Raw genomic sequence first — 23,851 nt, 5'->3', positions numbered from 1 at the left:
TACTCTCCTTATTCTTCGCCAAACCAACAGATATTACGTGCAGCCATAATTAAATCTGCTGCCTGTTCTGCTGTTAATTCTTCAATATCTGCTAAATCATCTACACCCTGTTCGGCGAGTTCTTCGAGAGTAGTAATTTCTTTTTCAGCTAATTTAAATGCCACATGGCGATTCATGCCATCTAAATTCAATAAGCGCTCTTCAATATTCGCTTTTTTCAATGCTTCTTCTTCAGCTACTACTGCGGCTGTAATCGCATTTTTAGCACGAGTTTGAAGTTCTTCTACAAGATCCTCATCTTCTAAACCATCAATTGCAGTCAATTCATTCATTGGCACATAAGCAATTTCTTCTAAACTTGTGAAGCCTTCTTCTACAAGGATTTGTGCAAATTCTTCATCAAGTTCTAATGAGTTAATAAATAAGTTTAACACTTTGTTATCTTCTGCTTGATGTTTTGCATTTAAATCATCAGTAGTCATTACGTTTAGTGTCCAACCTGTTAACTGTGTTGCTAAACGCACATTTTGACCATTACGACCAATTGCTTGCGCAAGGTTAGCTGCTTCAACTGCAATATCCATAGAATGATTATCTTCATCAACGATGATAGAAGATACATCAGCCGGAGCCATTGCATTGATCACGAATTGTGCCGGATTATCATCCCAAAGCACGATATCAACGCGCTCACCACCAAGTTCATTAGTAATGGCTTGAACACGCGCACCACGCATACCCACACAAGCACCAACTGGGTCAATACGTTTATCGTTTGATTTCACTGCAATTTTAGCTCGAGAACCAGGATCACGAGCCGCACCACGAATTTCAATCATTTCCTCGCCAATTTCAGGCACTTCAATACGGAATAATTCGATCAACATTTCTGGTTTAGAACGCGTCACAAATAATTGTGCATTTTTGCCTTCAGGGTTCACTTTATAAAGCACACCACGTACGCGGTCACCCGGACGGAAATTTTCACGAGGAAGCATATCTTCACGGGCAATAATGGCTTCTGCTTTATTTCCTAAATCTAGGATAATATTATCACGAGTAACTTTTTTCACCGTACCCGTTACAATTTTACCTTCTTCTGAACGGAATTGTTCAACCACTTTCTCACGCTCTGCTTCACGAATTTTAGTACTAATGACCTGACGTGCTGTTTGCATTGCAATACGATCAAATTCGATAGATTCGATTTGATCTTCTACATAATCGCCAATTTGAAGATTTGGATCTTCAAATTGTGCCGCTTCCAAAGTGATTTCTTTCGTTGGCACTTTGACTTCATCAACAATTAACCAACGACGGAAAGTATCAAAATCACCTGTTTTTGGGTTTATTGACACTCGGATATCAATTTCGTATTCATATTTTTTCTTGGTAGAGAGCGCAATAGCACTTTCTAACGCTTCAAAGATTTTCTCACGTGGTAATAACTTTTCATTAGATACGGCTTCTGCCGCCAGTAAAATCTCTTTACTCATTTTTCTTTTACTCCTTTTAAAATTTTGCAACAACATTCGCTTTTTGAATGTTACCAAAGACTAAAACTTGTTCCTGTCCATCAACGATTAAAGTAACCATATCTTTTTCAATACGCTCTAACTTACCTTGCCATTTACGGCGTTCTATCACTGGAATTCGCAAATGCACTGCGATATCTTGCCCAATATAGCGTTCAAATTGTGGCAAGGTAAATAACGGACGATCTAAACCTGGTGAAGACACTTCTAGATTGTATTTATCCGCAATTGGATCTTCCACGTCTAAAATTGCGCTCACTTGACGACTTACATCAGCACAATCATCGACAGTCACGCCACCTTCTTTATCAATAAATAAACGCACAGTCATAAAACGGCCTGCTCGTTGACATTCAATGCCCCAAAGTTCACAACCTAAATCCTCTACTGCGCCTTGTAGCATTTCTTGTAAATTTTGTTCTAATGTAGCCAATTTCTACTCCTATACTGTGGTGTCAGTTTTTAGTCAAAATAACTGCTTTTGATTAATCTAAAAACTTCTACAAAAAATTTTAGGCATAAAAAAAGGGTTAGGTCACAGGAACCTAAGCCCAGTTTTTATTAAATTTCTTATAGAAAAAAACCCCAAAACTGGGGTTCTTTTACTGAACTTATTATTGGTTGCGGGGGCCGGATTTGAACCGACGGCCTTCGGGTTATGAGCCCGACGAGCTACCAAGCTGCTCCACCCCGCGTCCGAAATATGGGATGCATTATAGTGATAAAAATTTAAAATGCAAGAAGTTTTACTAAGTTCATTAAAAACTTTGTCAAAACTTACCGCACTTTCCATCATCACTAAAATCGAATACCAGAGCCAATCCCTAGTCCTAATCCAACGCCGTTACTTCCGCCACCAGCGCTGGCGCCACCACCTACAGTACAAGCCGCTAATATGCTTGATAATACAATAATAAAAAGTGTTTTCTTCATCATTTTTCCTTTATTAATAAAATTTCAAATAATCGATAAACGGCAATTAAGTCTGTCTTTGCAATAGGTTTAAAAGGCAGTAAAAGATAATAAACCCAGCGAAAACGGTGCAAAAATACGATCATATTCTGCCAATTTTCTACTCTACAATGAGCTTGATAATACAATGCCACTTTTTGAATAAAATCGTCTGAAATATCTTCTTCTCGACATAAACTATCAAAGAAAAATAGCATATCTCGAACGATTAACCAATTTTGATTTTGACTACTTGAACGAGATTCAAAATCAAGAAAAGTAACTTTTCCTTTATCCCAAGTAATATCTCGAATAGCAGGACGACCATGTACCAGATTTTTATCATGTAAATCAATCAAAGCGAGACAAGCATCATAAATGATAGAAAATTTTTGCTGATTATTTGCCCTCTTATCACATAACCATTGTGATAAAGTGATTCCCACATCTTCCAATACAAAAAAATCCTCATTATGATAAGAGACTTTTGGAACAGGTGCTTTTTTTTCAGCAAGATTCAACAAAGTTTGTAGTTCATTTTTAAAAGATTGCTTCGGATACGGTTTCAATAGTAGCCAAATCCCCTTCAATTTTTCAGGTTGCTTCAACCAGAATTTTTTGCCTTCATAGTGAAAAGGATAAATTCGTTCACCACGATGCTCTATAACTAATTGATTAACATATTGCCTAAACTCATGACTCATAACTACATCACTCTATTACTATTTATGGTATATTTGTCCACCATTTTTATTTTGCTTTTAACTAAAATATGAAAAAAATTAAATTATTATTTCTTACGTTAACGTCTATTTTAGCGGTATCCCCTAATATATCGGCCTCACCTTTTTCAATAACTGAATCTCAAATCAATCAATATCTACAGGAAAAAGGAGCTATTGCGGATAAATTTGGCTTACCAGGATTATTTTTTCTTGATTATGAAGTAAGAAATTTAAGTACAAAAATTGGGCAAACTAATGATAAACGCGTAGAAATGAGCGGTACTTTAGAGGGTTTATTTCAATTTGGCAATAAAAATTTGCCAGGAAAATTAAATCTGACCTTCGATACAGTTCCTTATTATAACTCCGAAGAAGGTGCGGTTTATTTAAAGAAAATGCGTATTTTACGTTGGTCAGGAGAACCACAGCAATATATGCAACAAATGCAAACAATCATGCCTTTTTTAAATGAAAATGTCGCTAAATTACTAGAACATATTCCTGTTTATACATTAGATAAAAACAATATGCGTGATGTGCTTATAAAAAAATTTGCAAAAAAGATTTTAATTGAACAAGGTAAACTTACATTGGATACAGGAATTTTTTAAATAACAAGTAGTACTCGTTATTAAGAATTTTATTTAACTAATTCTGTTTTCATATACATTAAACGTTCAATATTTGTTAAATAATGCCCTAATTCCTGTTCTTCTGGTTTATGTAAGTAGGGTATTTGTCCTAATAGAGGTGCCTCAATATGCTTCTCTAAAAGACTAATTATTTCAGCATAATGACCTAATAAAGGATTAACACGATTGGCTACCCATCCTAATAAAGGTACGCCTAGCTGTTGAATTGCTTGAACTGTCAATAAAGCATGATTAACACAACCGTCTTTAATTCCCACCACAAGCACTAAAGGCATTTTATGGGAAACAATCCAATCTGCAAAACTTTTTTCTTCTGACATTGGAGTCATTAATCCAAAGGATCCCTCTACCGCAACAGACTGATACTGGGAAGTTAAACGCATAAGATCCTGATTGATCTTCTCTAACTTAATTCTCGTTCTATCTTCTGTAAGCATCGGAAAACGATGAGTAAATGTATAGCTATTAATATCTTGATACTTTACATCCTGATTTGTTGAAGCCATCAATGTTAAAACATCAGAATTGCTGAAACTGTCATAATCTGAATCATTTTTCTCAACTTGAACTGTAGGATAAACCCCCTCCTCACCACAGCAGGCAATAGGTTTATATCCTACTATTTGAACACCCTTATTTTGTAAGGCTTGTATAATTGCTCGACAAGCAGTGGTTTTTCCCACATTTGTATCAGTCCCCGCAACAAAAAAGCTACTCATTTCGTTCTCCTTAAAAAAATTGCGGGCGATTCTAAAAGAATTTTTGAAGAAAGAAATTGAGGTAACGCAAACTTTTGTTTTTTAGCTTTGAAAATAAACAGATTATTTGATCTCACTCAAACTATTAAATAAACCATCATCCTGTTTAGGTATTTGTAAATAAAATCCCTGTTGTTTAATTTTTTCCAAAATCTCTTGATTATCTACAGAATGCAATCTTTTTGAGCCTAATAAATTAAACATCATCACGATTTCAGGTTTACCAAATTGCTCTAACAGTGCTTCAGGCAAAGAAGAAAAATCATCGCGTTTTGCTAAATATAAATAACTTCCTGGTTTCTTTTTACTCTTATAAATTGCACACAACATAAATTAATCTATTCCTTTCATTTTAATATATGTTTTTAATGCAATTTTATCTTCTATACTAAGAAATGATGCATTAATAGCATTATTCAGCAATTTTTTTGCTTCAAATTCAGTTAATTGATAATCAGACTCTAATAATTCAAATTCCTGTTTAATTTCAGTTTGTGATACGGTCATATTATCTGTGTTTAGCGTCGCCATAATCCCCTTTTGTAAAAAAGTTCTAAGTGGATAATTTTTTAAATTATCAATTGCTTTTGTCTGTAAATTACTACAAGGACACATCTCTACAGCAATATTTTTTATAGCTAAATCAGACATAACTTGCTCAGATTCTACCGCTCGAATACCATGCCCAATACGACTAGCACCAAGATTAATTGCCTGTTGCACATTTTCGGCCCCGGCTGCTTCACCTGCATGAATCGTAAAAGGAATACCAAGTTGATTAGCAAGCTGAAATTCTTGGGAAAAATTTTGGGTTGGATAACCTGCCTCTGGTCCAGCTAAATCCACCGCAACGACCCCGGCATCTTTTATAGTCAGATATTTTTTGGCTATATTAATAGTTTCTAAGTTATTTTCTAAAGAGCCAATACCTCTTAAACAACATAAAATTAAATTTACTCTAAAAAGTGCGGTATCTTTCAGTCCTTGTTTTAAGCCAACTAATGCGGCTTCCACCACTTCTGATTGATTTAATCCCTTTTTTATATGAAGCTGTGGTGCAAAACGAATTTCAGCATAAACTACACCTTGTTTATCTAAACGTTTTACCAAGTCAAAAACTGCAGAAGAAATGGAATCTTGTGTTTGTAATAAAGAAACGGGAATTGCAAAACAATTTAAATATTGATTTAAATCACTACAATCTTTGGGCGCCGAAATTAATCTAAGAAGTGATTCAATGTCATTTACAGGTAAGTTGATGTTTTGTTTTTCCGCCCACTCAAAAATCCATTCAGGAGAAAGCGAACCATCCAAATGAAGATGGAGGTCTATCAAAGCATATTTTGATATATTTTTCATCATAATGATCCACCAAATAAAAAATTGCGCTAGATTTTATTGAGAAACAGTAAGAAGATCAACCTAGGAAAAAACGGGCTGCAAATGCAGCCCTATCTTTTTTTCGATTATTTCACTTCTTTAAATAAAATCTCACTTGGTATTACGGAACCTTGCCAGTAAAGTTCTGTAGAGACTTTCTCAGCGAGTTGTAAGAATGCTTGTGAAATTTCATTTTCAGGCACTCGCACAACAGTTGGATTGCCCGCATCTAAATCTTCACGGATACGAATGTGTAAAGGAAGTTGAGCTAATACTTTCACATTGTATTTTTCAGCCATTTTTTCTGCACCGCCTGTGCCAAAAATTGCTTCGTGGTGACCGCACTCGCTACAAATATGCATTGACATATTTTCCACAATACCCAATACCGGTACGGATACTCGCTCGAACATTGAAATACCTTTCACCGCATCAAGCAAAGCAATATCTTGTGGGGTTGTCACTACCACTGCACCAGTCACAGGGATTTGTTGTGATAAAGTAAGTTGAATATCACCCGTGCCCGGAGGCATATCGATAACAAGATAATCTAAACTATCCCATAGAGTTTCATTTAATAATTGGCTTAATGCGCTACTCGCCATCGGGCCACGCCAAATTGTTGCGCTGTCTTCATTCATTAAAAAGCCAATGGAATTTGCAGATAAACCATGTGCCTTAATTGGGGTGATGTGTTGATTATCTGGCGAAGTCGGGCGTTGATCCGCTGCGCCTAACATATGTGGAATAGAAGGGCCATAAATATCCGCATCTAAAATCCCGACACGTGCGCCTTGTGCTTGTAATGCTAAAGCTAGATTAACAGAAACCGATGATTTCCCTACACCGCCTTTACCAGAACTCACAGCAATAATATTTTTCACACCTTTTACAGCGGGTTGATTATTCGCACGTTTAAGTGTAGCGATTTGATACGAGATCGCCCATTTAATTGCCTTGCAATCTGTTGCTTTCAATAACGCATCTGAAACCGCTTGTTTTAACTGTTCTGCACCAGAATTCCACGCAAAAGGTAATTTCAATTCAATGCGTAAAGTATCACCGCCCTTTTCCACTTTTTTCAAAGTATTAAGCGCAATCAGATCCTTTTGCAGGGTTGGATGCTGAAATTGTTGGATAATCTGCTGAACTTTATTTTGCTGCTCGGCAGTCAAATTATCAGAAAAGTAGGTTGCCATAATAACTTCCTGTTTAGTAGAGTAAATTTGTCGGGCATATTTAATCACGGAAAGTGCGGTATGTTAAGTTAAAGTTTTTCAAACTAGAAAAAAAGCCCTGTATCGGGTAAGATGTCCACAATTTTTATATGCTAAAAAAGAGAATAATAAATGACAACTCAACCCCGTAAAATTTTAGTCACTTGCGCTTTGCCTTATGCCAATGGGGCAATTCATTTAGGCCATATGTTAGAACATATCCAGGCGGATATTTGGGTGCGTTTTCAACGTATGCGTGGCAATAAAATCCATTTTGTCTGTGCAGACGATGCACACGGTACTCCGATTATGCTGAATGCCGATAAACTTGGCATTACACCTGAAGAATTAATTGCTAAAGCAAAAGCCGATCACGTGCGTGATTTTGCAGGTTTTAATATTAGTTTTGATAACTACCATTCCACTCACAGCGAAGAAAACAAACAGCTCACCGCAGAAATTTACAATAAACTCAAAGCCAATGGCTTTATTAAGAGTAAAGTTATTTCTCAGCTATTCGACCCTGAAAAAAATATGTTCTTGCCTGATCGTTTTGTGAAAGGCACTTGCCCAAAATGTAAAGCAGAAGATCAATATGGCGATAACTGCGAAGTTTGTGCTTCAACTTATAGCCCAATGGATTTAATTAATCCTCGTTCAGCTGTTTCTGGCGCAACTCCTGTTGTAAAAGAATCTGAACACTTTTTCTTTGACTTACCTGCATTTGAAGGCATGTTAAAAGAATGGACACGTTCTGGCTCACTTCAATCTGAAATTGCGAACAAAATGCAAGAATGGTTTGAAAGCGGTTTACAACAATGGGATATTTCACGCGATGCGCCTTATTTCGGTTTTGAAATTCCAGGTGCAAAAGATAAATTCTTCTATGTTTGGTTAGATGCGCCAATCGGCTATATGGCTTCATTCAAAAATCTATGCGATCATAAAGGCATTGATTTCAATGAATTTTGGGCTGAAGGCAGCGATGCGGAGCTTTATCATTTCATCGGTAAAGACATCGTTTATTTCCACAGTCTATTCTGGCCTGCAATGCTTGAAGGTAGTGGCTACCGTAAACCGACTAATGTGTTCACTCATGGCTATGTCACGGTGGATGGGGCGAAGATGTCAAAATCTCGCGGGACTTTCATTCAAGCCAGCACTTATTTGAATCATATCGATCCTGAATGTTTGCGTTATTACTATGCAGCAAAATTAAATGATCGCATTGAAGATTTAGACTTTAACCTTGAAGATTTCGTACAACGTGTAAATACGGATATTGTAAACAAATTAGTGAATTTAGCTTCACGCAATGCAGGCTTTATTACGAAACGCTTTGAAGGCAAACTTGCGGATAAACTGGAAGATGAAACATTATTTGCAGAATTTACCGCTCAAGCCGAGCAAATCGCCGCTTATTACGAAAGCCGTGAATACAATAAAGCCATTCGTGAAATTATGGCATTAACCGATAAAGCCAATAAATACATTGATGAAAAAGCCCCTTGGGTGATTGCAAAAGAAGAAGGCAAAGAGGCAGAATTGCAAGCCGTATGTTCAATGGGAATTGAGCTTTTCCGCGTGTTGATGTCTTACTTAAAACCAGTTCTTCCAAAACTAGCAGAACGTTCAGAAGCCTTCTTACAAGCTGAATTACGTTGGGATAATATTCATCAACCATTACTTGGCCATACTCTTGCACCGTTCAAAGCCTTATTCTCTCGTTTAGAGAAAAAACAAATTGATGCCGTTGTGGAAGAAACTAAAGCCTTATTTGCTGCAGCCAATAAAGCAGCAGAAAAAACCGAAGCAAAACCAACCGCACTTTCCGCCGTTGAACCTATTGCTGAAACCATCACTATTGATGATTTCGCTAAACTTGATATGCGTGTAGCAAAAGTGTTGAAATGCGAAGCGGTGCCAGAATCTAATAAACTTTTACGTTTTGAATTAGATCTTGGCGATCATACTCGTCAAGTCTTCTCTGGCATTAAAGCGGCTTACAATAAACCTGAAGAATTAGAAGGTCGTTTTGTGATTATGGTGGCAAACCTTGCACCACGTAAAATGAAATTCGGTGTATCTGAGGGAATGATTCTATCCGCAGGAACAGGCGGTAGTGATTTATTCTTGTTATCTGCCGATAGCGGTGTCACTGCGGGCATGCAAGTAAAATAATCAATTCAATCTAAATGAGGGCAACATTACGTTGCCCTTTTATTTTCTTGTTGAAAATAGGTGGCTTATAACCTACTATAACACTCAACTATTTACCTATTTGGAGAATATTATGAAAAACGAATTAATTTGCTATAAACAAATGCCAGTGTGGACAAAAGACAAATTGCCACAAATGTTCCAAGAAAAGCACAACACAAAAGTCGGCACTTGGGGGAAATTAACCGTATTAAAAGGTAAGCTCAAATTTTATGAGCTAACCGAAAATAGCGATGTGATTGCCGAGCATATTTTTACCCCAGAAAGCAACATTCCTTTTGTTGAACCTCAAGCATGGCATCGTGTTGAAGCGCTTTCTGATGACTTAGAATGTACTCTAGGTTTCTATTGCAAAAAAGAAGATTACTTCAGTAAAAAATACAATATGACTGCCACTCACGGCGATGTGGTGGATGCTGCAAAAATTATCTCGCCTTGTAAAGTATTAGATTTAGGTTGCGGACAAGGGCGTAATTCACTTTATTTAAGTTTATTGGGCTATGATGTGACCTCTTGGGATCACAATGAAAACAGCATTGCCTTTTTAAATGAAACCAAAGAGAAAGAAAATCTTAATATTTCTACCGCACTTTATGATATTAACGCCGCCAATATTCAAGAAAACTATGATTTTATTGTTTCAACAGTGGTGTTTATGTTCTTAAATCGTGAGCGAGTGCCGTCAATCATTAAAAATATGCAAGAACACACCAATGTTGGCGGGTATAACTTAATCGTTGCCGCCATGTCCACAGATGATGTGCCTTGCCCGCTTCCATTCTCCTTCACCTTCGCTGAAAACGAATTGAAAGAATATTACAAAGATTGGGAATTCTTAGAATATAACGAAAATATGGGCGAATTACATAAAACCGATGAAAACGGCAATCGCATTAAAATGAAATTTGCCACAATGTTAGCGAGAAAGAAATAATCACTCATTTATAAAAAATGACCGCCTTTATGAAAAAAGAGCGGTCATTATTTTATTTACGTTCTATTATTCTTCAATAGAACGTAATAATTCGTTGATACCAACTTTACCTAAAGTTTTTGCATCCACTTTTTTCACAATCACTGCGCAATATAAGCTATATTTTCCACATTTTGATGGAAGGCTACCAGATACCACCACAGAACCAGCTGGTACACGGCCGTAGTGAATTTCACCCGTTTCACGATCATAAATTTTGGTTGATTGACCAATGAATACGCCCATTGAAATAACACAGCCATCTTCTACAATAACGCCTTCTACCACTTCTGAACGAGCTCCGATAAAGCAGTTATCGCCGATAATGGTTGGGTTAGCTTGCAATGGTTCTAATACACCGCCGATGCCTACGCCGCCAGATAAGTGAACGTTTTTACCGATTTGTGCACATGAACCAACCGTTGCCCAAGTATCTACCATGCTGCCTTCGCCAACGTAAGCACCAATATTTACATAGGATGGCATTAATACGCAGTTTTTAGAAATGTATGCACCTTTACGCACCGTTGCAGAAGGCACAACACGGAAACCTTCTTCAGCAAAACGTTCTTCGGTGTAATCCGCAAATTTTAATGCTACTTTGTCGTAATATTTTGTTTCTGCTCCGTCAATGATTTGGTTGTCATTAATACGGAATGAAAGTAAAACCGCTTTTTTTAACCATTGATGTGTTACCCATTCGCCATCAATTTTTTCTGCAACACGGTATTTACCCGAATCTAATCCTTCGATCACTTCCTCAATTGCCGCACGCGTTTCTGCATCAACGGTTTTTGGTGTAATTTCTGCACGTTTCTCAAATGCAGCTTCAATAATTTGTTGTAAATTTGACATGATAATTCCTATTAGTTAATGAATAAAACGTTGTTATTTTTACCATACTTTTGCGTCTCAAGCAAAAACCTAAAAAAATACCGCCCTTTGTTTTCTAACAAAGCGCGGTAATTCATAAAATAAACACAATTAAAAAATTGATAGTGCTAGCCCTACAACAATAGTCATACTAAAAACAACCATTATCATGGCGTAACCAAAATCACTCATCTTTTTCTCCTAAATAAAAAATTTGCGTACATTCTAGCAATATTTATTAGAAAAAATCATCTCTTTTACAAAAAAATTATAATAAAAGTAACGAAATATTCTATAAACCTTTATAATAGGAAAAATTTTCTAGGGGTAAATGTATGGCAACAATTAAAGATGTCGCAAAAATGGCTGGCGTATCTACCACGACAGTATCACATGTAATAAATAAAACGCGTTTTGTTGCAAAAGAAACAGAAGAATCTGTATTACTTGCAATTAAACAACTGAATTATTCACCAAGCGCTGTTGCAAGAAGTTTAAAAGTGAATACAACCAAATCGATCGGCATGATTGTCACCACTAGTGAAGCCCCCTACTTTGCTGAGATCATTCATTCCGTCGAAGAACATTGTTATCGTCAAGGTTATTCCCTTTTCTTATGTAATACACAAAATGAACCTGAAAAAGTCAAAAACCATTTGGAAATGTTGGCGAAGAAACGGGTAGATGGTTTGCTTGTGATGTGTTCTGAATATACTCAAGACTCCTTGGATTTGCTTTCGTCATTTTCCAGTATACCAATGGTTGTAATGGACTGGGGCCCAAATGCGAATACCGATGTGATTGATGATCATAGTTTTGATGGCGGTTATTTAGCAACCCAACACCTCATTGAGTGCGGTCATAAAAAAATCGGGATTATCTGCGGTGAACTCAATAAAACTACGGCAAAAACTCGTTATGAAGGCTTTTTAAAAGCGATGGCAGATGCGAATCTTGAAGTGCATAAACCTTGGATTTTCGAAGGTGCATTTGAGCCTGAAGACGGTTATGAATGTATGAATCGCTTACTGGCTCAAGAGGAATTACCGACCGCCCTATTCTGTTGTAACGATGTGATGGCGCTCGGTGCAATTTCTGCACTGACAGAAAAAGGGTTACGCGTGCCAGATGATATGTCCATTATCGGCTATGATGATATTCATGCTTCACGTTTCTATGCGCCACCATTAACCACCATTCACCAATCGAAGCTACGATTAGGCAGACAGGCGGTGAATATCTTATTAGAACGTATTAGCCAAAAAGATCAAGGCGTTCAGCAATATAGCCGTATTGACATTGGCCCTGAGCTTATTATTCGAAAATCCGTTAAATCAATTTTATAAAACTTATCAAAAATAAACCGAACTTTTTAAATAATCTATAAAAAGTGCGGTTCTTTTTTATCTATTTTTTAGCTTTTCTTGATTATCTTCAAGGTTTCCTTGAATAGCATTTGCCCTATCTTCTGTTTTTAGCTATATCTATCGACAACTTACGAATTTTTATTTTTACTTTTAGGAGTTCCTATGACACAAGAGTACCGCACTTTACGCAATAACATTAGTATGTTAGGGCGTTTTCTCGGAGAAACCATCAACGATGCCCAAGGTGCCGATATTCTCGAATTAATCGAAAATATTCGTAAACTTTCTCGTAATTCTCGTGCTGGCGATGATAAAGCAAGACAAGAATTGCTCGACACGCTCGGTAGTATTTCTAATGACAATATTATTCCCGTCGCGCGTGCTTTCAGCCAATTTTTAAACCTCACTAACATAGCTGAACAATATCAAACAATTTCGCGTGAACATTCTCTTGCACAAAGTTCTTCTCAATCCTTAAGCGAACTTTTCAAACACTTAAAAGAACAAAATGCCTCAGTGGAAGATGTGCATAAAACAGTCGAAAAATTATTAATTGAGCTGGTTCTGACCGCACATCCAACAGAAACAACACGTCGTTCACTCATTCATAAACACATTGAAATCAATAAATGTTTAAGCAAGCTAGAACATCATGATTTAACTGAAAAAGAACGCAATATTATTGAGCGCCTATTACTTCGCTTAATCGCTGAAGCATGGCATACCAACGAAATTCGTACTGTTCGCCCAACGCCATTTGATGAGGCTAAATGGGGCTTTGCGATGTTGGAAAACAGTTTGTGGCAAGCTGTGCCAGAGTTTTTACGCCAACTAAACGAAACCGCCCGTGAATTTTTAGGTTACGATTTGCCAGTAGGATTAAAACCCGTACGCATTTCCTCTTGGATGGGTGGTGACCGTGATGGAAATCCGTTTGTTACCGCACAAATCACCAAAAAAGTGCTTTATTTTGCCCGTTGGAAAGCGGCGGATTTATTCTTACAAGACATCAGCAAATTAGCCGATGAACTTTCAATGGTGAAATGTAGCGATGAGTTTCGTGCTAAATATGGCGAGCATTTAGAGCCCTATCGCTTTGTGGTGAAAAATTTACGCAATCAGCTTACAGCAACATTAGCTTATTTTGATGATCACCTATCAGATCGCACACCGCGCGTATCCGAAAGCGAAATTATTTTGGAAGATAATCAACTTTGGGAGCCGCTTTACGATTGTTATCAATCTTTAATTCAATGCGGTATGCGCATTATTGCGAATGGTTCATTGTTGAATATTTTGCACCGTATTAGTTGTTTTGGCGTAACGCTTTCTCAAATGGATATTCGCCAAGAAAGCACTCGTCACACCGAGGCAATTGCAGAAATCACGCGCTATATTGGTTTGGGTGATTACGCTCAATGGACAGAAGACGATAAACAGGCTTTCTTAATTCGTGAATTAAACTCACGCCGTCCATTAATTCCGCAAAACTGGACGCCATCACCAGAAACCAAAGAAATTTTAGATACTTGCAAAGTCATTGCTCAACAAAAACAAGGTGTCATTGCGTGTTATGTTATTTCGATGGCACGCAGTGCATCTGATGTTTTAGCTGTTCACTTACTCTTAAAAGAAGCAGGCGTGCCATATCATATTCCTGTTGTGCCATTATTCGAAACCTTAGACGATTTAGATGCAGCTGAAAAAGTGATGACTCAACTTTTCAATGTGGGTTGGTATCGTGGCGTGATCAATAATCGTCAAATGGTGATGATTGGCTATTCAGATTCGGCAAAAGATGCGGGCATGATGGCTGCCTCTTGGGCGCAATATCGTGCCCAAGAAGCCTTAGTGAATTTAACAGAAAAACTTGGCATTGAACTCACTTTATTCCACGGACGTGGTGGCACGATTGGTCGTGGCGGTGCGCCAGCACATGCGGCATTACTTTCTCAACCACCTCGTTCACTAAAAAATGGTTTACGCGTGACAGAACAAGGCGAAATGATTCGCTTCAAACTGGGTTTACCGGCTGTAGCGGTAGAAACCTTTGATCTCTACGCCAGTGCCATTTTAGAAGCAAATCTTTTACCGCCACCAGAACCGAAACCAGAATGGCGCACTATAATGGATGAGCTTTCCACTATCTCTTGCGACATTTATCGCGGCGTGGTTCGTGGTGATAAAGATTTTGTTCCTTATTTCCGCAGTGCGACGCCAGAACAGGAGCTCTCCAAATTGCCGCTTGGCTCTCGCCCTGCAAAACGCAATCCAAATGGCGGCGTGGAAAGTTTACGCGCCATTCCTTGGATTTTTGCATGGATGCAAAATCGCTTAATGCTACCCGCTTGGTTGGGCGCTGGAGCATCTATCCGTCAGATTATTGAACAAGGCAAAGGCGATGTCATTCATGAAATGTGCGAAAACTGGCCGTTCTTTTCAACGCGAATCGGTATGTTGGAAATGGTATTTAGTAAATCGGATACTTGGCTTTCCCAACAATATGATCAACGATTGGTGAAAAAAGAACTTTGGTATTTAGGCGAAAATTTACGTAAGCAACTTGAAGATGATATTCAAACTGTGCTTTCACTTTCTCACCAAAGTGAATTGATGTCTGATTTACCTTGGATTGCAGATTCAATTGCATTGCGCAATATCTACACGGATCCGCTCAATCTACTGCAAGTGGAATTGCTTCACCGTTTCCGTGAAAATCCAGAGCAAGTAAATCCCGATGTAGAACAAGCATTGATGATTACCATCACAGGTATCGCGGCTGGAATGCGCAATACGGGCTAGCAAGATGAAAAAAGTGCGGAAAATTTTCCGCACTTTTTTATTCAAATCGATCACTTAATAAAAATTGTAAAACCGCATCCATTCTCAAATGAGGAATCGTTTCGCCTTGTTCTAAAGGCTGAGGTTCAAAACTATCGAAATCAAAGTGCGGTTGTTTTTGCCAAAATTCTGCTCTTGGTAATTTGCTCGGTACAGTGCCTGGATAAAGCGTAATAGGTTGTTTATCAATAGAACGAATCCCTTGAATTGCTTTAATTTCTTTTCCTTGCTGATTCACAATCACTTGCTTTGTGGTACGAACAGCAGCAATAGCGGTATATTCCGTATCGATTCCTTCAAATTCCACATGGCGACCACCCTCTTGCACAATTTGGCGCATTAAACTCACTAAATTAGGAATTTGATCACGAGTAATATGATCCGCCTTCGTCGCAACAAACATTAATCGATCAATTCGCGGAGAAAACAAACGATGAAGAAAATTTCTGCTGCCATAATGGAAATTATTAAATAACTGGTTTAAACCCATTTGCATATCTAAAAAGGCTTGCTGGCTGTGATTTAAAGGCGTTAAACAATCCGCCAAAATAACTTGGCGATCAAAAGTAGAAAAATAATTTTCGTAAAAAACTTTCACAATTTTATTGCGATAATAATCATAACGTTTTGTCAGTACGACAAAATAGCTATTCGATTTGGCTGTTTTTTTCAAGGTTTTCCACTGTTCTTCCGAAAGATGAATTAATGGAAAAAATTGTAATGCGGGCGCCCCCTCTAAATCACTCGGCAATACAAATCGTCCTGGCTGAATAAATTGCATGCCTTGCGACTTACATTGGTGTAAATAATCCGTATAACTTTTCGCTATCTTAGCTAAAACATCTTCATTTGCGACCGCACTTAAATCTAAATCCTGCAACATGGAAAGCCAATTCTGCGCCAATTCTTCACGAATGCCAGTGGTGACCTTGATTTGATCTTGTGACCATTGTTGAAAATCTAGATTTAATAACGGCAAATCGAGAAGCCATTCCCCCGGATAATCAAAAATATCTAGATAAAGCGTGCCGCGTTCTTTCAAATGGCGTAGCAAGCCAGATTGACGTTGAAAACGAATTGCTAAACGCGTTTCACTCACGCCACGAGTAGATTGAAACCATTGAGGCGGATTTTGTGACAAATCATTTAAATTACTTTCATAATCAAAACGTGGCACACTTAGATCTTGCTGGGATACGCGTTTTACCGCCAAGATCGCACCATTTCTAGCCGCTTCAAACAAGGGCAAATGCTGTGATGAATTTTGATTAATGGAGAGAAGTTGATTGATTAAACTTGTAATAAACGCCGTTTTTCCACTCCGACTTAACCCTGTTACCGCCAAGCGCAAAGTGCGGTCAAAACCACGATTAATGATTTGATTGATTTCGTTTTGAACCCTATTAAACATTCAATATCCTAGCCATTTTTACTAATATGCCTTACAATTTGGCACATAATTTACCACAATGCATTTGTTATGTTACGCAAAAATCTTACGTTTTTCTGTTTTCTATTTGGTATTGGCTTGAACTCCGGACTTCAAGCTGCTCCGCGCGTACCAGAACACCTAACAGAAAACGGACTAACTTATTGTACTAATGCCTCTGGATTTTCTTTTAATCCGCAAACTGCGGATGCAGGCACGAGTATGAATGTCGTCACAGAGCAAATTTATAATAAACTTTTTGAAATAAAAAACCATAGCGCGAATGTTACGCCTGTTCTTGCTCAGTCTTATACTATTTCACCTGATGGAAAAGAAATATTAATCAATTTGCGTCGTGGTGTTAAATTTCACCAAACGCCATGGTTTACCCCAACACGCGATTTTAATGCAGAAGATGTAGTATTTTCTATTAATCGGGTACTTGGTCATACAACTTATTTGCCACAATTAAGCGAAAACCTTATTACGTATAAAAATCCACAGTATCGTGTATTTCATGAACAAGCTAAGAAGGTACATTTCCCATACTTTGAAAGTATAAAGCTAAACGAAAAAATTAAATCCGTTACCGCTCTTTCACCTTACCAAGTCAAAATTGAGTTATTTACACAAGACTCATCTATTTTGTCACATCTTGCTAGCCAATATGCAATTATTTTCTCACAAGAATATGCGTATCAACTGAGTGCCGATGATAATCTTGCCCAATTAGATACCCACCCTGTTGGTACGGGGCCCTATCAAGTGAAAGACTATGTATATAACCAACATGTCCGCTTAGTGCGTAATGAAAATTACTGGAAAAAAGAAGCGAAAATCAAAAATATTGTTGTTGATCTTTCTACTGACCGAAATGGTCGTTTAGTTAAATTTTTTAACAACGAATGCCAAATTGCTTCTTATCCTGATGTTAGCCAAATTGGTTTATTAAAAAGCGATGACAAACACTATTATATGCAATCTACTGATGGAATGAACTTGGCATATTTAGCATTTAATTTTGATAAGCCGATCATGCAGGATCGTACTATTCGGGAAGCTATCTCGCAAAGTTTAAATCGGGCGCGTATTATTCACAATATTTATCATAATACAGCAACTGTTGCGAATAATATTATTCCTGAGGTTTCTTGGGCATCAAATGTGAATAGCCCAGAATTTGAGTTTGATTATAATCCCAAAATTGCTCAAAAAGTCTTAAAAAATAAACATCTTTCACTTAATTTATGGGTCATTAATGAAGAACAAGTATATAACCCCGCACCGTTTAAAATGGCTGAAATGATAAAATGGGATTTAGCACAAACCGGAGTTGAAATTAACGTTCGAGCAGTGACACGTACTTTTTTAAGTGAACAACTTCGTAATAAAACAGAAAATTATGATTTAATTCTTACAGGATGGTTAGCGGGGAATCTTGATCCTGATGGTTTTATGCGACCAATTTTAAGTTGTAATACACAAAATGAAGTAACTAACTTATCTAATTGGTGTAATCAGGATTTTAATCATTTAATGGATAGTGCTATTGCAACAACACACTTAGCAGAACGTGTTCTCTTTTATAACGATGCTCAAAATCTCGTATTACATGAATTACCCATTATTCCCATTGCGAATGTAAAACGCATCTTAGTTGCCAATACTCGTGTAAAAGGTGTTGAAATGACACCTTTTGGTAGCCTAAATTTTTCGACTTTACATTTAAGTAAGGAGAAACCTTAATGTTGTGGTCTGCTATTCGTCATATTATCTGGGTAATCATATTATTATTAGTATTATCCTTAATCAGTTTTATGATCTTATTGCGTGATCCACTCAATGCTGATCTTGTCACACAAAATATCTATAACGCTTATTACATCTATTTAAAAACATTGTTACAGGGTGATTTTGGCATCACTTATAACGGAGGAAAATCCTTAATTGATTTAATTTTGACTGTATTACCTCCTACTCTAGAGCTTTGCTTTACAGCACTCTTATTAGCTTTTATCTTTGGCTTACCTCTCGGTATCATCAGAGCGGTCAGTTCTCAACAAATTTTTGCTAAAAGTTTACAAAGCTTATCCTATTTAGGTTTATCCATTCCTATATTTTGGCTTGCACCTCTTTTACTTTACACCGCATCCATCAATCATTGGGAGATTGCCGCTATAGGACAATATAATTTACTCTATGAAATCATACCGATTACAGGCTTTCCAGTTATTGATGTTTGGTTCGTTAATGAGCCATATCGCACTAAGATTATACAAAACGTCTTACAACATCTAGCATTGCCTACGCTTGTTTTATGTATTTTACCTACAATGGAAATTATTCGTCTTATTCAACAACGGGCTGAATACATTCTTTGTCAAAACTTCGCTAAAGTAGCAACAACACGAGGTTGGTCAAAATGGAAAATTTTACATCAATATGTTTTTCGTAATACCCTTCCATTATTGATACCCCAAGTGCCACGTGTATTTACACTTGTGCTAACGCAATGTATGTTAGTCGAAACAGCACTTGGTTGGCCTGGTATTGGTCGTTGGCTTATTAATGCTGTAGCTGAACAAGACTATAACAGTATTGCAGCAGGCGTTATAGTTATTGGTATATGTATTATTTTAATTGATACCTTAATTAAAAGTATCACTTTTATACTCGATCCATTTAAAAAGAAAGGTTGGTATGCAAGATAAAGAACCTGAAGAATTTCGAGAAAATACCTCAATATTCCAAATATGGCTACTATTTCGCAAAAATACCATTGCGTTGTTCAGCTTTTATTTATTAGCGTTGTTAACTCTGACCGCACTTTTTAGCAGTTGGATAGCGCCTTATTCTGATAACACACAGTTTGTTGGGCAAGAATTAATGCCACCATCTTGGGTTGATAAAGGACAAATAGCTTTTTTCTTTGGCACAGATGATATAGGACGAGATATTTTAAGTCGCTTAATTATGGGTACTCGCTATACCCTGGGCTCTTCCTTATTAGTACTCATTGCCACCGCACTCATTGGGGGAGCCCTTGGCATTATTGCTGGTATGTTAAAAGGGATAAAGGCACGTTTTGTGGGGCATATTTTCGATGCTTTTTTATCTTTACCTATTTTACTTATTGCAATCATCATTTCCACATTAATGGAGCCTAGTTTATGGAATGCTATGTTTGCAACGCTATTCGCAATTTTACCTTATTTTATTCATGCTATTTATCGCGCAATTCAAGAAGAATTAAAAAAAGATTATGTCATCATGCTCAAACTTGAGGGGATTTCTAACTGGACATTATTAAAAACCACTATTTTGCCTAATATCACAGTTGTGTATATTCAAGAAATCTCACGGGCTTTTATTGTTGCAGTACTAGATATCAGCGCACTAAGTTTTATATCTCTTGGCGCTCAACGTCCTACACCAGAATGGGGAGCGATGATCAAAGATTCACTTGAACTACTCTATCTTGCGCCATGGACAGTACTTTTACCTGGTTTTGCTATTATTTTCACTATTTTACTCAGTATTATTTTTAGTAACGGCTTAATTAAAGCCATTAATCAATATTATGAATAACTTATGGCACTATTAGATATTCGCAACTTAAATATTGAAATAAAAACACCAAACGGTCGCATTAAAATTGTGGACGGTATTAATTTATCACTCAATGAAGGAGAAATCGGTGGACTTGTGGGTGAATCAGGTTCTGGTAAAAGTTTAATCGCTAAAGTTATTTGTAATGCGGTCAAAGAAAACTGGATTATCACCGCAGATCGTTTCCGATTTGACGATGTAGAATTACTAAAGCTTAATCCAAATCAACGTCGTAAACTTGTTGGTAAAGAAATATCTATGATTTTCCAAGATCCTCTTTCTTGCCTTGAACCAAGTCGAAAAGTCGGTAAGCAGCTTATCCAAAATATTCCTAATTGGACATTTAAGGGAAAATGGTGGCAATGGTTCGGATGGAAAAAACGCCGTGCTATTGAATTATTACACCGTGTTGGTATTAAAGATCACCATGATATTATGTCCAGCTATCCAAGCGAACTTACTGAAGGTGAAGGTCAGAAAGTAATGATTGCTATTGCCGTAGCAAACCAACCTCGTCTACTCATTGCAGATGAACCTACGAATACTCTAGAATCTACGACTGCACTACAAGTTTTTCGATTACTTTCTAGTATGAACAAAAACCAAGGTACGACTATTTTACTTGCAAGTAACGATATTAAAAGCATCAGTGAATGGTGTGATCACATTTCTGTTCTTTATTGTGGACAAAATGCTGAATCTGCCCCAACAGAAATATTATTAGCGTCGCCACACCACCCCTACACTCAATCATTAATCAATGCGATCCCGGATTTTACTCAGCCTTTAGGATTTAAAACTAAATTAGGTACATTAGAAGGAACAGTACCAATTCTAGAACAAATGCCTATAGGTTGTCGCCTTGGACCACGTTGTCCTTTCGCACAAAAGAAATGTATTGAAAAGCCTAACAAGACCAAAATTAAGCAACATGAATTTTCTTGCCATTACCCCGTTAATCTTCGCGAGAAAAATTTTAAAGAAAAAACCACTACTACACCATTAACGCTCCATCGTAAAGGAAATGAATAATGCCGTTATTAAAAGTAGAAGATTTAACTAAAACCTTCAAAGCTCGAAAACGCTTATTTGGTACCAGCTATTTTAATGCAGTAGAAAATATAAGTTTTTCTCTTGAACGCCAGCAAACAATCGCTATTATTGGGAAAAATGGCTCGGGAAAATCCACATTGGTCAAAATGATCGCAGGTATAATTCCACCCTCTTCAGGTCGTATTATATTTAATCATCATGAATTACAACATGATGATATCCAATACCGAGCCCAGCATATTCGCATGGTCTTCCAAGATGCTAATTCAGCTTTCAATCCACGATTAAATATCGGTGAGATACTTGATACCCCTTTACGTCTGGCTACTAATTGGGATGAGTCGCACCGTAATCAAAAAATCTTTGATACACTTTTACTTGTTGGACTTTATCCTGATTACACCAATTTAAAAATCAAAAACCTTTCTGTAAGCCAGAAACAACGAATTGCATTAGCTCGAGCTCTTATTCTATCACCTGAAATTATCATTATTGATGATGCACTGGGTAATCTTGATGCTTCCGTACGCATACAACTACTCAACTTAACATTAGATTTACAACAACGGCTTGGTATTTCCTATATTTATGTTGGACAAGATCTTGGCATGATTAAACATATTGCCGATCAAGTTATTGTGATGGATGAGGGAAAAATGATTGAATATGGGCCACCAAGAACATTATTTAGCGCACCACAAACTGAAATTACTCGTCGTTTAGTTGAAAGTCATTTTGGAAAAATTCTTGATAAGAATGCTTGGATAAATAATTAGAAAAATTGAGTTGGTCGATAAGCCGAGTTCTGTCGTGGACAATCATTCCTCTAGGCGACAAATTACTCTGCCGCTCAAGCAACCTACCCGAATCCTGAGCGGGCCACTCATTGGATTCCTATTTGGTCTTGCTACGAGTGGAGTTTACCCTGCTGCCAACCGTTACCGGAGGCACGGTGCGCTCTTACCGCACCCTTTCACCCTTACCGTTTACACGGCGGTCTGCTCTCTGTTGCACTGGTCGTCGGCTCACGCCGCCCGGACGTTATCCGGCACTCTGCCCTGTGTAGCTCGGACTTTCCTCTCGTTTACTTGTCCCACTAGGTCGTATAAATACGGTTAAGGGCTTCAATAAACCAGCGATTGTCTAACCAACTCGGCGCGTAGTATAGGGGCAATCATTAGTGAGGTCAATAAAATCCCCAATTTTTAGATATTACGCGTCAATCTTATAAACAATAATGCCTAGCTTGCATCGAATTTTTCATTCGTATTTTTTTATGATTCCGCTAAAATAACGCCAATTTCAACCGCTCTTTTAGGAAGAAGAATGAACTATCTAAAAATCGCCCAGGATTCCCTTTCAGTGGAAAGTAACGCACTTTTACAACTCAGCCAACGTTTAGGTGAAGATTTTAATCAAGTTGTCGATTTAATCCTTGCTTGCGAAGGACGATTAGTCATCGGCGGGATAGGCAAATCCGGTTTAATCGGCAAAAAAATGGTGGCTACCTTTGCCTCTACGGGTACACCAAGTTTCTTTTTACATCCGACAGAAGCCTTTCACGGCGATTTAGGTATGTTGAAACCAATTGATATCGTGATGTTAATTTCCTATAGCGGTGAAACCGATGATGTCAATAAACTGATTCCAAGTTTAAAAAATTTTGGTAATAAAATTATTGCCGTGACGAGTAACAAAAATTCCACGCTCGCACGTCATGCAGATTATGTTTTAGACATTACTGTTGAGCGAGAGGTGTGTCCGAATAATCTCGCGCCAACAACATCCGCACTTGTAACGCTAGCACTTGGCGATGCACTCGCTGTATCGCTCATTACGGCACGCAATTTCCAACCCGCTGACTTTGCTAAATTCCATCCAGGTGGTAGTCTTGGTCGCCGTTTACTCTGTAAAGTAAAAGATCAAATGCAAACTCGTTTACCAATTATCAAACCGGAAACCAATTTCACTGATTGCTTAACTATAATGAATGAAGGCCGAATGGGCGTTGCATTAGTCATGGAGAATAATCAATTAAAAGGCATTATTACGGATGGCGATATTCGTCGAGCATTAACGACAAATGGCGCTGATACCTTAAATAAAACTGCACAAGATTTTATGACAAACTCACCTAAGACAATTCACCAAGATGAATTCCTAGCAAAAGCAGAAGACTTTATGAAAGCGAAAAAAATTCACTCGCTAGTTGTTGTTAATGATGAAAATCACGTGGTGGGTTTAGTGGAATTTTCAAGCTAAGGAAT

General features: G+C 37.5%; 21 protein-coding genes, 1 tRNA gene and 1 other RNA gene. 11 read left to right on the top strand and 12 right to left on the bottom strand.

The annotated features are described in order from the left end of the window. Positions 1-8 precede the first annotated feature (8 nt). The 5 genes from nusA to KP710_RS00715 all read right to left on the bottom strand — a co-directional run bounded on the left by nusA (position 9) and on the right by KP710_RS00715 (position 3,190). Complete coding sequence (gene nusA, locus KP710_RS00730) at positions 9-1,496, bottom strand: transcription termination factor NusA (RefSeq protein ID WP_111407433.1); 1,488 nt, start codon at positions 1,494-1,496, stop codon at positions 9-11. Between the two features lie 16 nt (positions 1,497-1,512). Continuing rightward, positions 1,513-1,968 carry a ribosome maturation factor RimP gene (rimP, locus tag KP710_RS00725; protein WP_111407434.1) on the bottom strand — a complete coding sequence of 152 codons (456 nt, stop codon included), beginning with the start codon at positions 1,966-1,968 and terminating at the stop codon, positions 1,513-1,515. Between the two features lie 185 nt (positions 1,969-2,153). Continuing rightward, positions 2,154-2,230: transfer RNA gene (locus KP710_RS00720), tRNA-Met, on the bottom strand. A 103-nt stretch (positions 2,231-2,333) separates the two neighbouring features. Beyond that, entirely contained in the window at positions 2,334-2,468 is a 135-nt protein-coding gene (locus tag KP710_RS09455) for a hypothetical protein (RefSeq protein ID WP_258183674.1), read from the bottom strand. Continuing rightward, positions 2,468-3,190 (bottom strand): BUD32 family EKC/KEOPS complex subunit, encoded by a 723-nt coding sequence (locus KP710_RS00715; protein WP_111407436.1) that lies wholly within the window; start codon positions 3,188-3,190, stop codon positions 2,468-2,470. Before KP710_RS00715 ends, KP710_RS09455 begins: the two co-directional genes overlap by 1 nt. 68 nt (positions 3,191-3,258) lie before the next feature. Here KP710_RS00715 and KP710_RS00710 point away from each other — a divergent pair, with 68 nt between their 5' ends. Next, complete coding sequence (locus tag KP710_RS00710) at positions 3,259-3,822, top strand: YceB family lipoprotein (protein ID WP_111407437.1); 564 nt, start codon at positions 3,259-3,261, stop codon at positions 3,820-3,822. 29 nt (positions 3,823-3,851) lie between these two features. Here KP710_RS00710 and bioD read toward each other — a convergent pair whose 3' ends face one another. The 4 genes from bioD to apbC form a co-directional block, all read right to left on the bottom strand. Then, positions 3,852-4,583 (bottom strand): dethiobiotin synthase, encoded by a 732-nt coding sequence (bioD, locus tag KP710_RS00705; protein ID WP_048953265.1) that lies wholly within the window; start codon positions 4,581-4,583, stop codon positions 3,852-3,854. Between the two features lie 102 nt (positions 4,584-4,685). Beyond that, positions 4,686-4,952 (bottom strand): YcgL domain-containing protein, encoded by a 267-nt coding sequence (locus KP710_RS00700; RefSeq protein WP_048953264.1) that lies wholly within the window; start codon positions 4,950-4,952, stop codon positions 4,686-4,688. A 3-nt stretch (positions 4,953-4,955) separates the two neighbouring features. Next, entirely contained in the window at positions 4,956-5,984 is a 1,029-nt protein-coding gene (gene add / locus KP710_RS00695; protein WP_111407438.1) for an adenosine deaminase, read from the bottom strand. Positions 5,985-6,088: 104 nt separating this feature from the next. Next, the gene (gene apbC / locus KP710_RS00690; protein ID WP_111407439.1) at positions 6,089-7,201 is read right to left on the bottom strand and encodes an iron-sulfur cluster carrier protein ApbC; all 1,113 of its coding nucleotides are present in this window, start codon (positions 7,199-7,201) and stop codon (positions 6,089-6,091) included. A 150-nt stretch (positions 7,202-7,351) separates the two neighbouring features. Between apbC and metG the strand changes: the two genes are divergently transcribed. Together metG and tehB are read left to right on the top strand one after the other, a co-directional pair. Further along, a complete protein-coding gene (metG, locus tag KP710_RS00685) occupies positions 7,352-9,400 on the top strand; it encodes a methionine--tRNA ligase (RefSeq protein WP_048953261.1) in 2,049 nt (682 codons plus the stop codon). Positions 9,401-9,512: 112 nt separating this feature from the next. Continuing rightward, positions 9,513-10,373, top strand: a complete 861-nt coding sequence (gene tehB, locus KP710_RS00680) for an SAM-dependent methyltransferase TehB (RefSeq protein WP_048953260.1) — start codon at positions 9,513-9,515, stop codon at positions 10,371-10,373. Between the two features lie 66 nt (positions 10,374-10,439). Here the strand turns inward: tehB and dapD are convergent, their stop codons facing one another. Continuing rightward, positions 10,440-11,267: a 2,3,4,5-tetrahydropyridine-2,6-dicarboxylate N-succinyltransferase gene (dapD, locus tag KP710_RS00675; protein WP_048953259.1), complete on the bottom strand. Its 828-nt coding sequence runs from the start codon at positions 11,265-11,267 to the stop codon at positions 10,440-10,442. Between the two features lie 353 nt (positions 11,268-11,620). On the opposite strand from dapD, the gene purR reads away from it, so the two are divergent. Both purR and ppc read left to right on the top strand, forming a co-directional pair. Beyond that, positions 11,621-12,631 carry an HTH-type transcriptional repressor PurR gene (gene purR / locus KP710_RS00670; protein ID WP_048953258.1) on the top strand — a complete coding sequence of 337 codons (1,011 nt, stop codon included), beginning with the start codon at positions 11,621-11,623 and terminating at the stop codon, positions 12,629-12,631. Between the two features lie 183 nt (positions 12,632-12,814). After that, positions 12,815-15,454, top strand: coding sequence for a phosphoenolpyruvate carboxylase (gene ppc / locus KP710_RS00665; RefSeq protein WP_215770843.1), 2,640 nt, complete (start codon positions 12,815-12,817; stop codon positions 15,452-15,454). 37 nt (positions 15,455-15,491) lie between these two features. Here the strand turns inward: ppc and KP710_RS00660 are convergent, their stop codons facing one another. Further along, positions 15,492-16,904, bottom strand: a complete 1,413-nt coding sequence (locus tag KP710_RS00660) for a YcjX family GTP-binding protein (RefSeq protein ID WP_215770842.1) — start codon at positions 16,902-16,904, stop codon at positions 15,492-15,494. A gap of 69 nt (positions 16,905-16,973) precedes the next feature. On the opposite strand from KP710_RS00660, the gene KP710_RS00655 reads away from it, so the two are divergent. Genes KP710_RS00655 through KP710_RS00635 form a run of 5 tightly spaced genes read left to right on the top strand, consistent with a single transcriptional unit; the run spans position 16,974 to position 22,360 of the window. Next, positions 16,974-18,668: an ABC transporter substrate-binding protein gene (locus KP710_RS00655; protein WP_215770841.1), complete on the top strand. Its 1,695-nt coding sequence runs from the start codon at positions 16,974-16,976 to the stop codon at positions 18,666-18,668. Continuing rightward, entirely contained in the window at positions 18,668-19,633 is a 966-nt protein-coding gene (locus KP710_RS00650) for an ABC transporter permease (RefSeq protein WP_139990218.1), read from the top strand. Before KP710_RS00655 ends, KP710_RS00650 begins: the two co-directional genes overlap by 1 nt. Continuing rightward, positions 19,623-20,510, top strand: a complete 888-nt coding sequence (locus KP710_RS00645; protein ID WP_140527925.1) for an ABC transporter permease subunit — start codon at positions 19,623-19,625, stop codon at positions 20,508-20,510. The genes KP710_RS00650 and KP710_RS00645 overlap by 11 nt, the downstream gene beginning before the upstream one ends. Before the next feature lie 3 nt (positions 20,511-20,513). Then, positions 20,514-21,563 carry a peptide ABC transporter ATP-binding protein gene (locus tag KP710_RS00640; RefSeq protein ID WP_048953252.1) on the top strand — a complete coding sequence of 350 codons (1,050 nt, stop codon included), beginning with the start codon at positions 20,514-20,516 and terminating at the stop codon, positions 21,561-21,563. Then, positions 21,563-22,360, top strand: coding sequence for a peptide ABC transporter ATP-binding protein (locus KP710_RS00635; RefSeq protein WP_215770840.1), 798 nt, complete (start codon positions 21,563-21,565; stop codon positions 22,358-22,360). Before KP710_RS00640 ends, KP710_RS00635 begins: the two co-directional genes overlap by 1 nt. A 2-nt stretch (positions 22,361-22,362) precedes the next feature. Here the strand turns inward: KP710_RS00635 and rnpB are convergent. Continuing rightward, positions 22,363-22,739, bottom strand: an RNA gene (gene rnpB / locus KP710_RS00630) — RNase P RNA component class A. Positions 22,740-22,910: 171 nt separating this feature from the next. On the opposite strand from rnpB, the gene KP710_RS00625 reads away from it, so the two are divergent. Beyond that, positions 22,911-23,846: a KpsF/GutQ family sugar isomerase gene (locus KP710_RS00625; protein WP_111407443.1), complete on the top strand. Its 936-nt coding sequence runs from the start codon at positions 22,911-22,913 to the stop codon at positions 23,844-23,846. The last annotated feature ends 5 nt before the right edge of the window (positions 23,847-23,851 follow it).

Origin of the sequence: Haemophilus sp. SZY H35 (genome assembly GCF_018829705.1) — a bacterium.
In the GTDB taxonomy this organism is placed as follows: Bacteria; Pseudomonadota; Gammaproteobacteria; order Enterobacterales; family Pasteurellaceae; genus Haemophilus; species Haemophilus haemolyticus_K.
The sequence above is the reverse complement of the archived record's forward strand: the minus strand, read 5'-3'. Positions and strand labels throughout refer to the sequence as shown.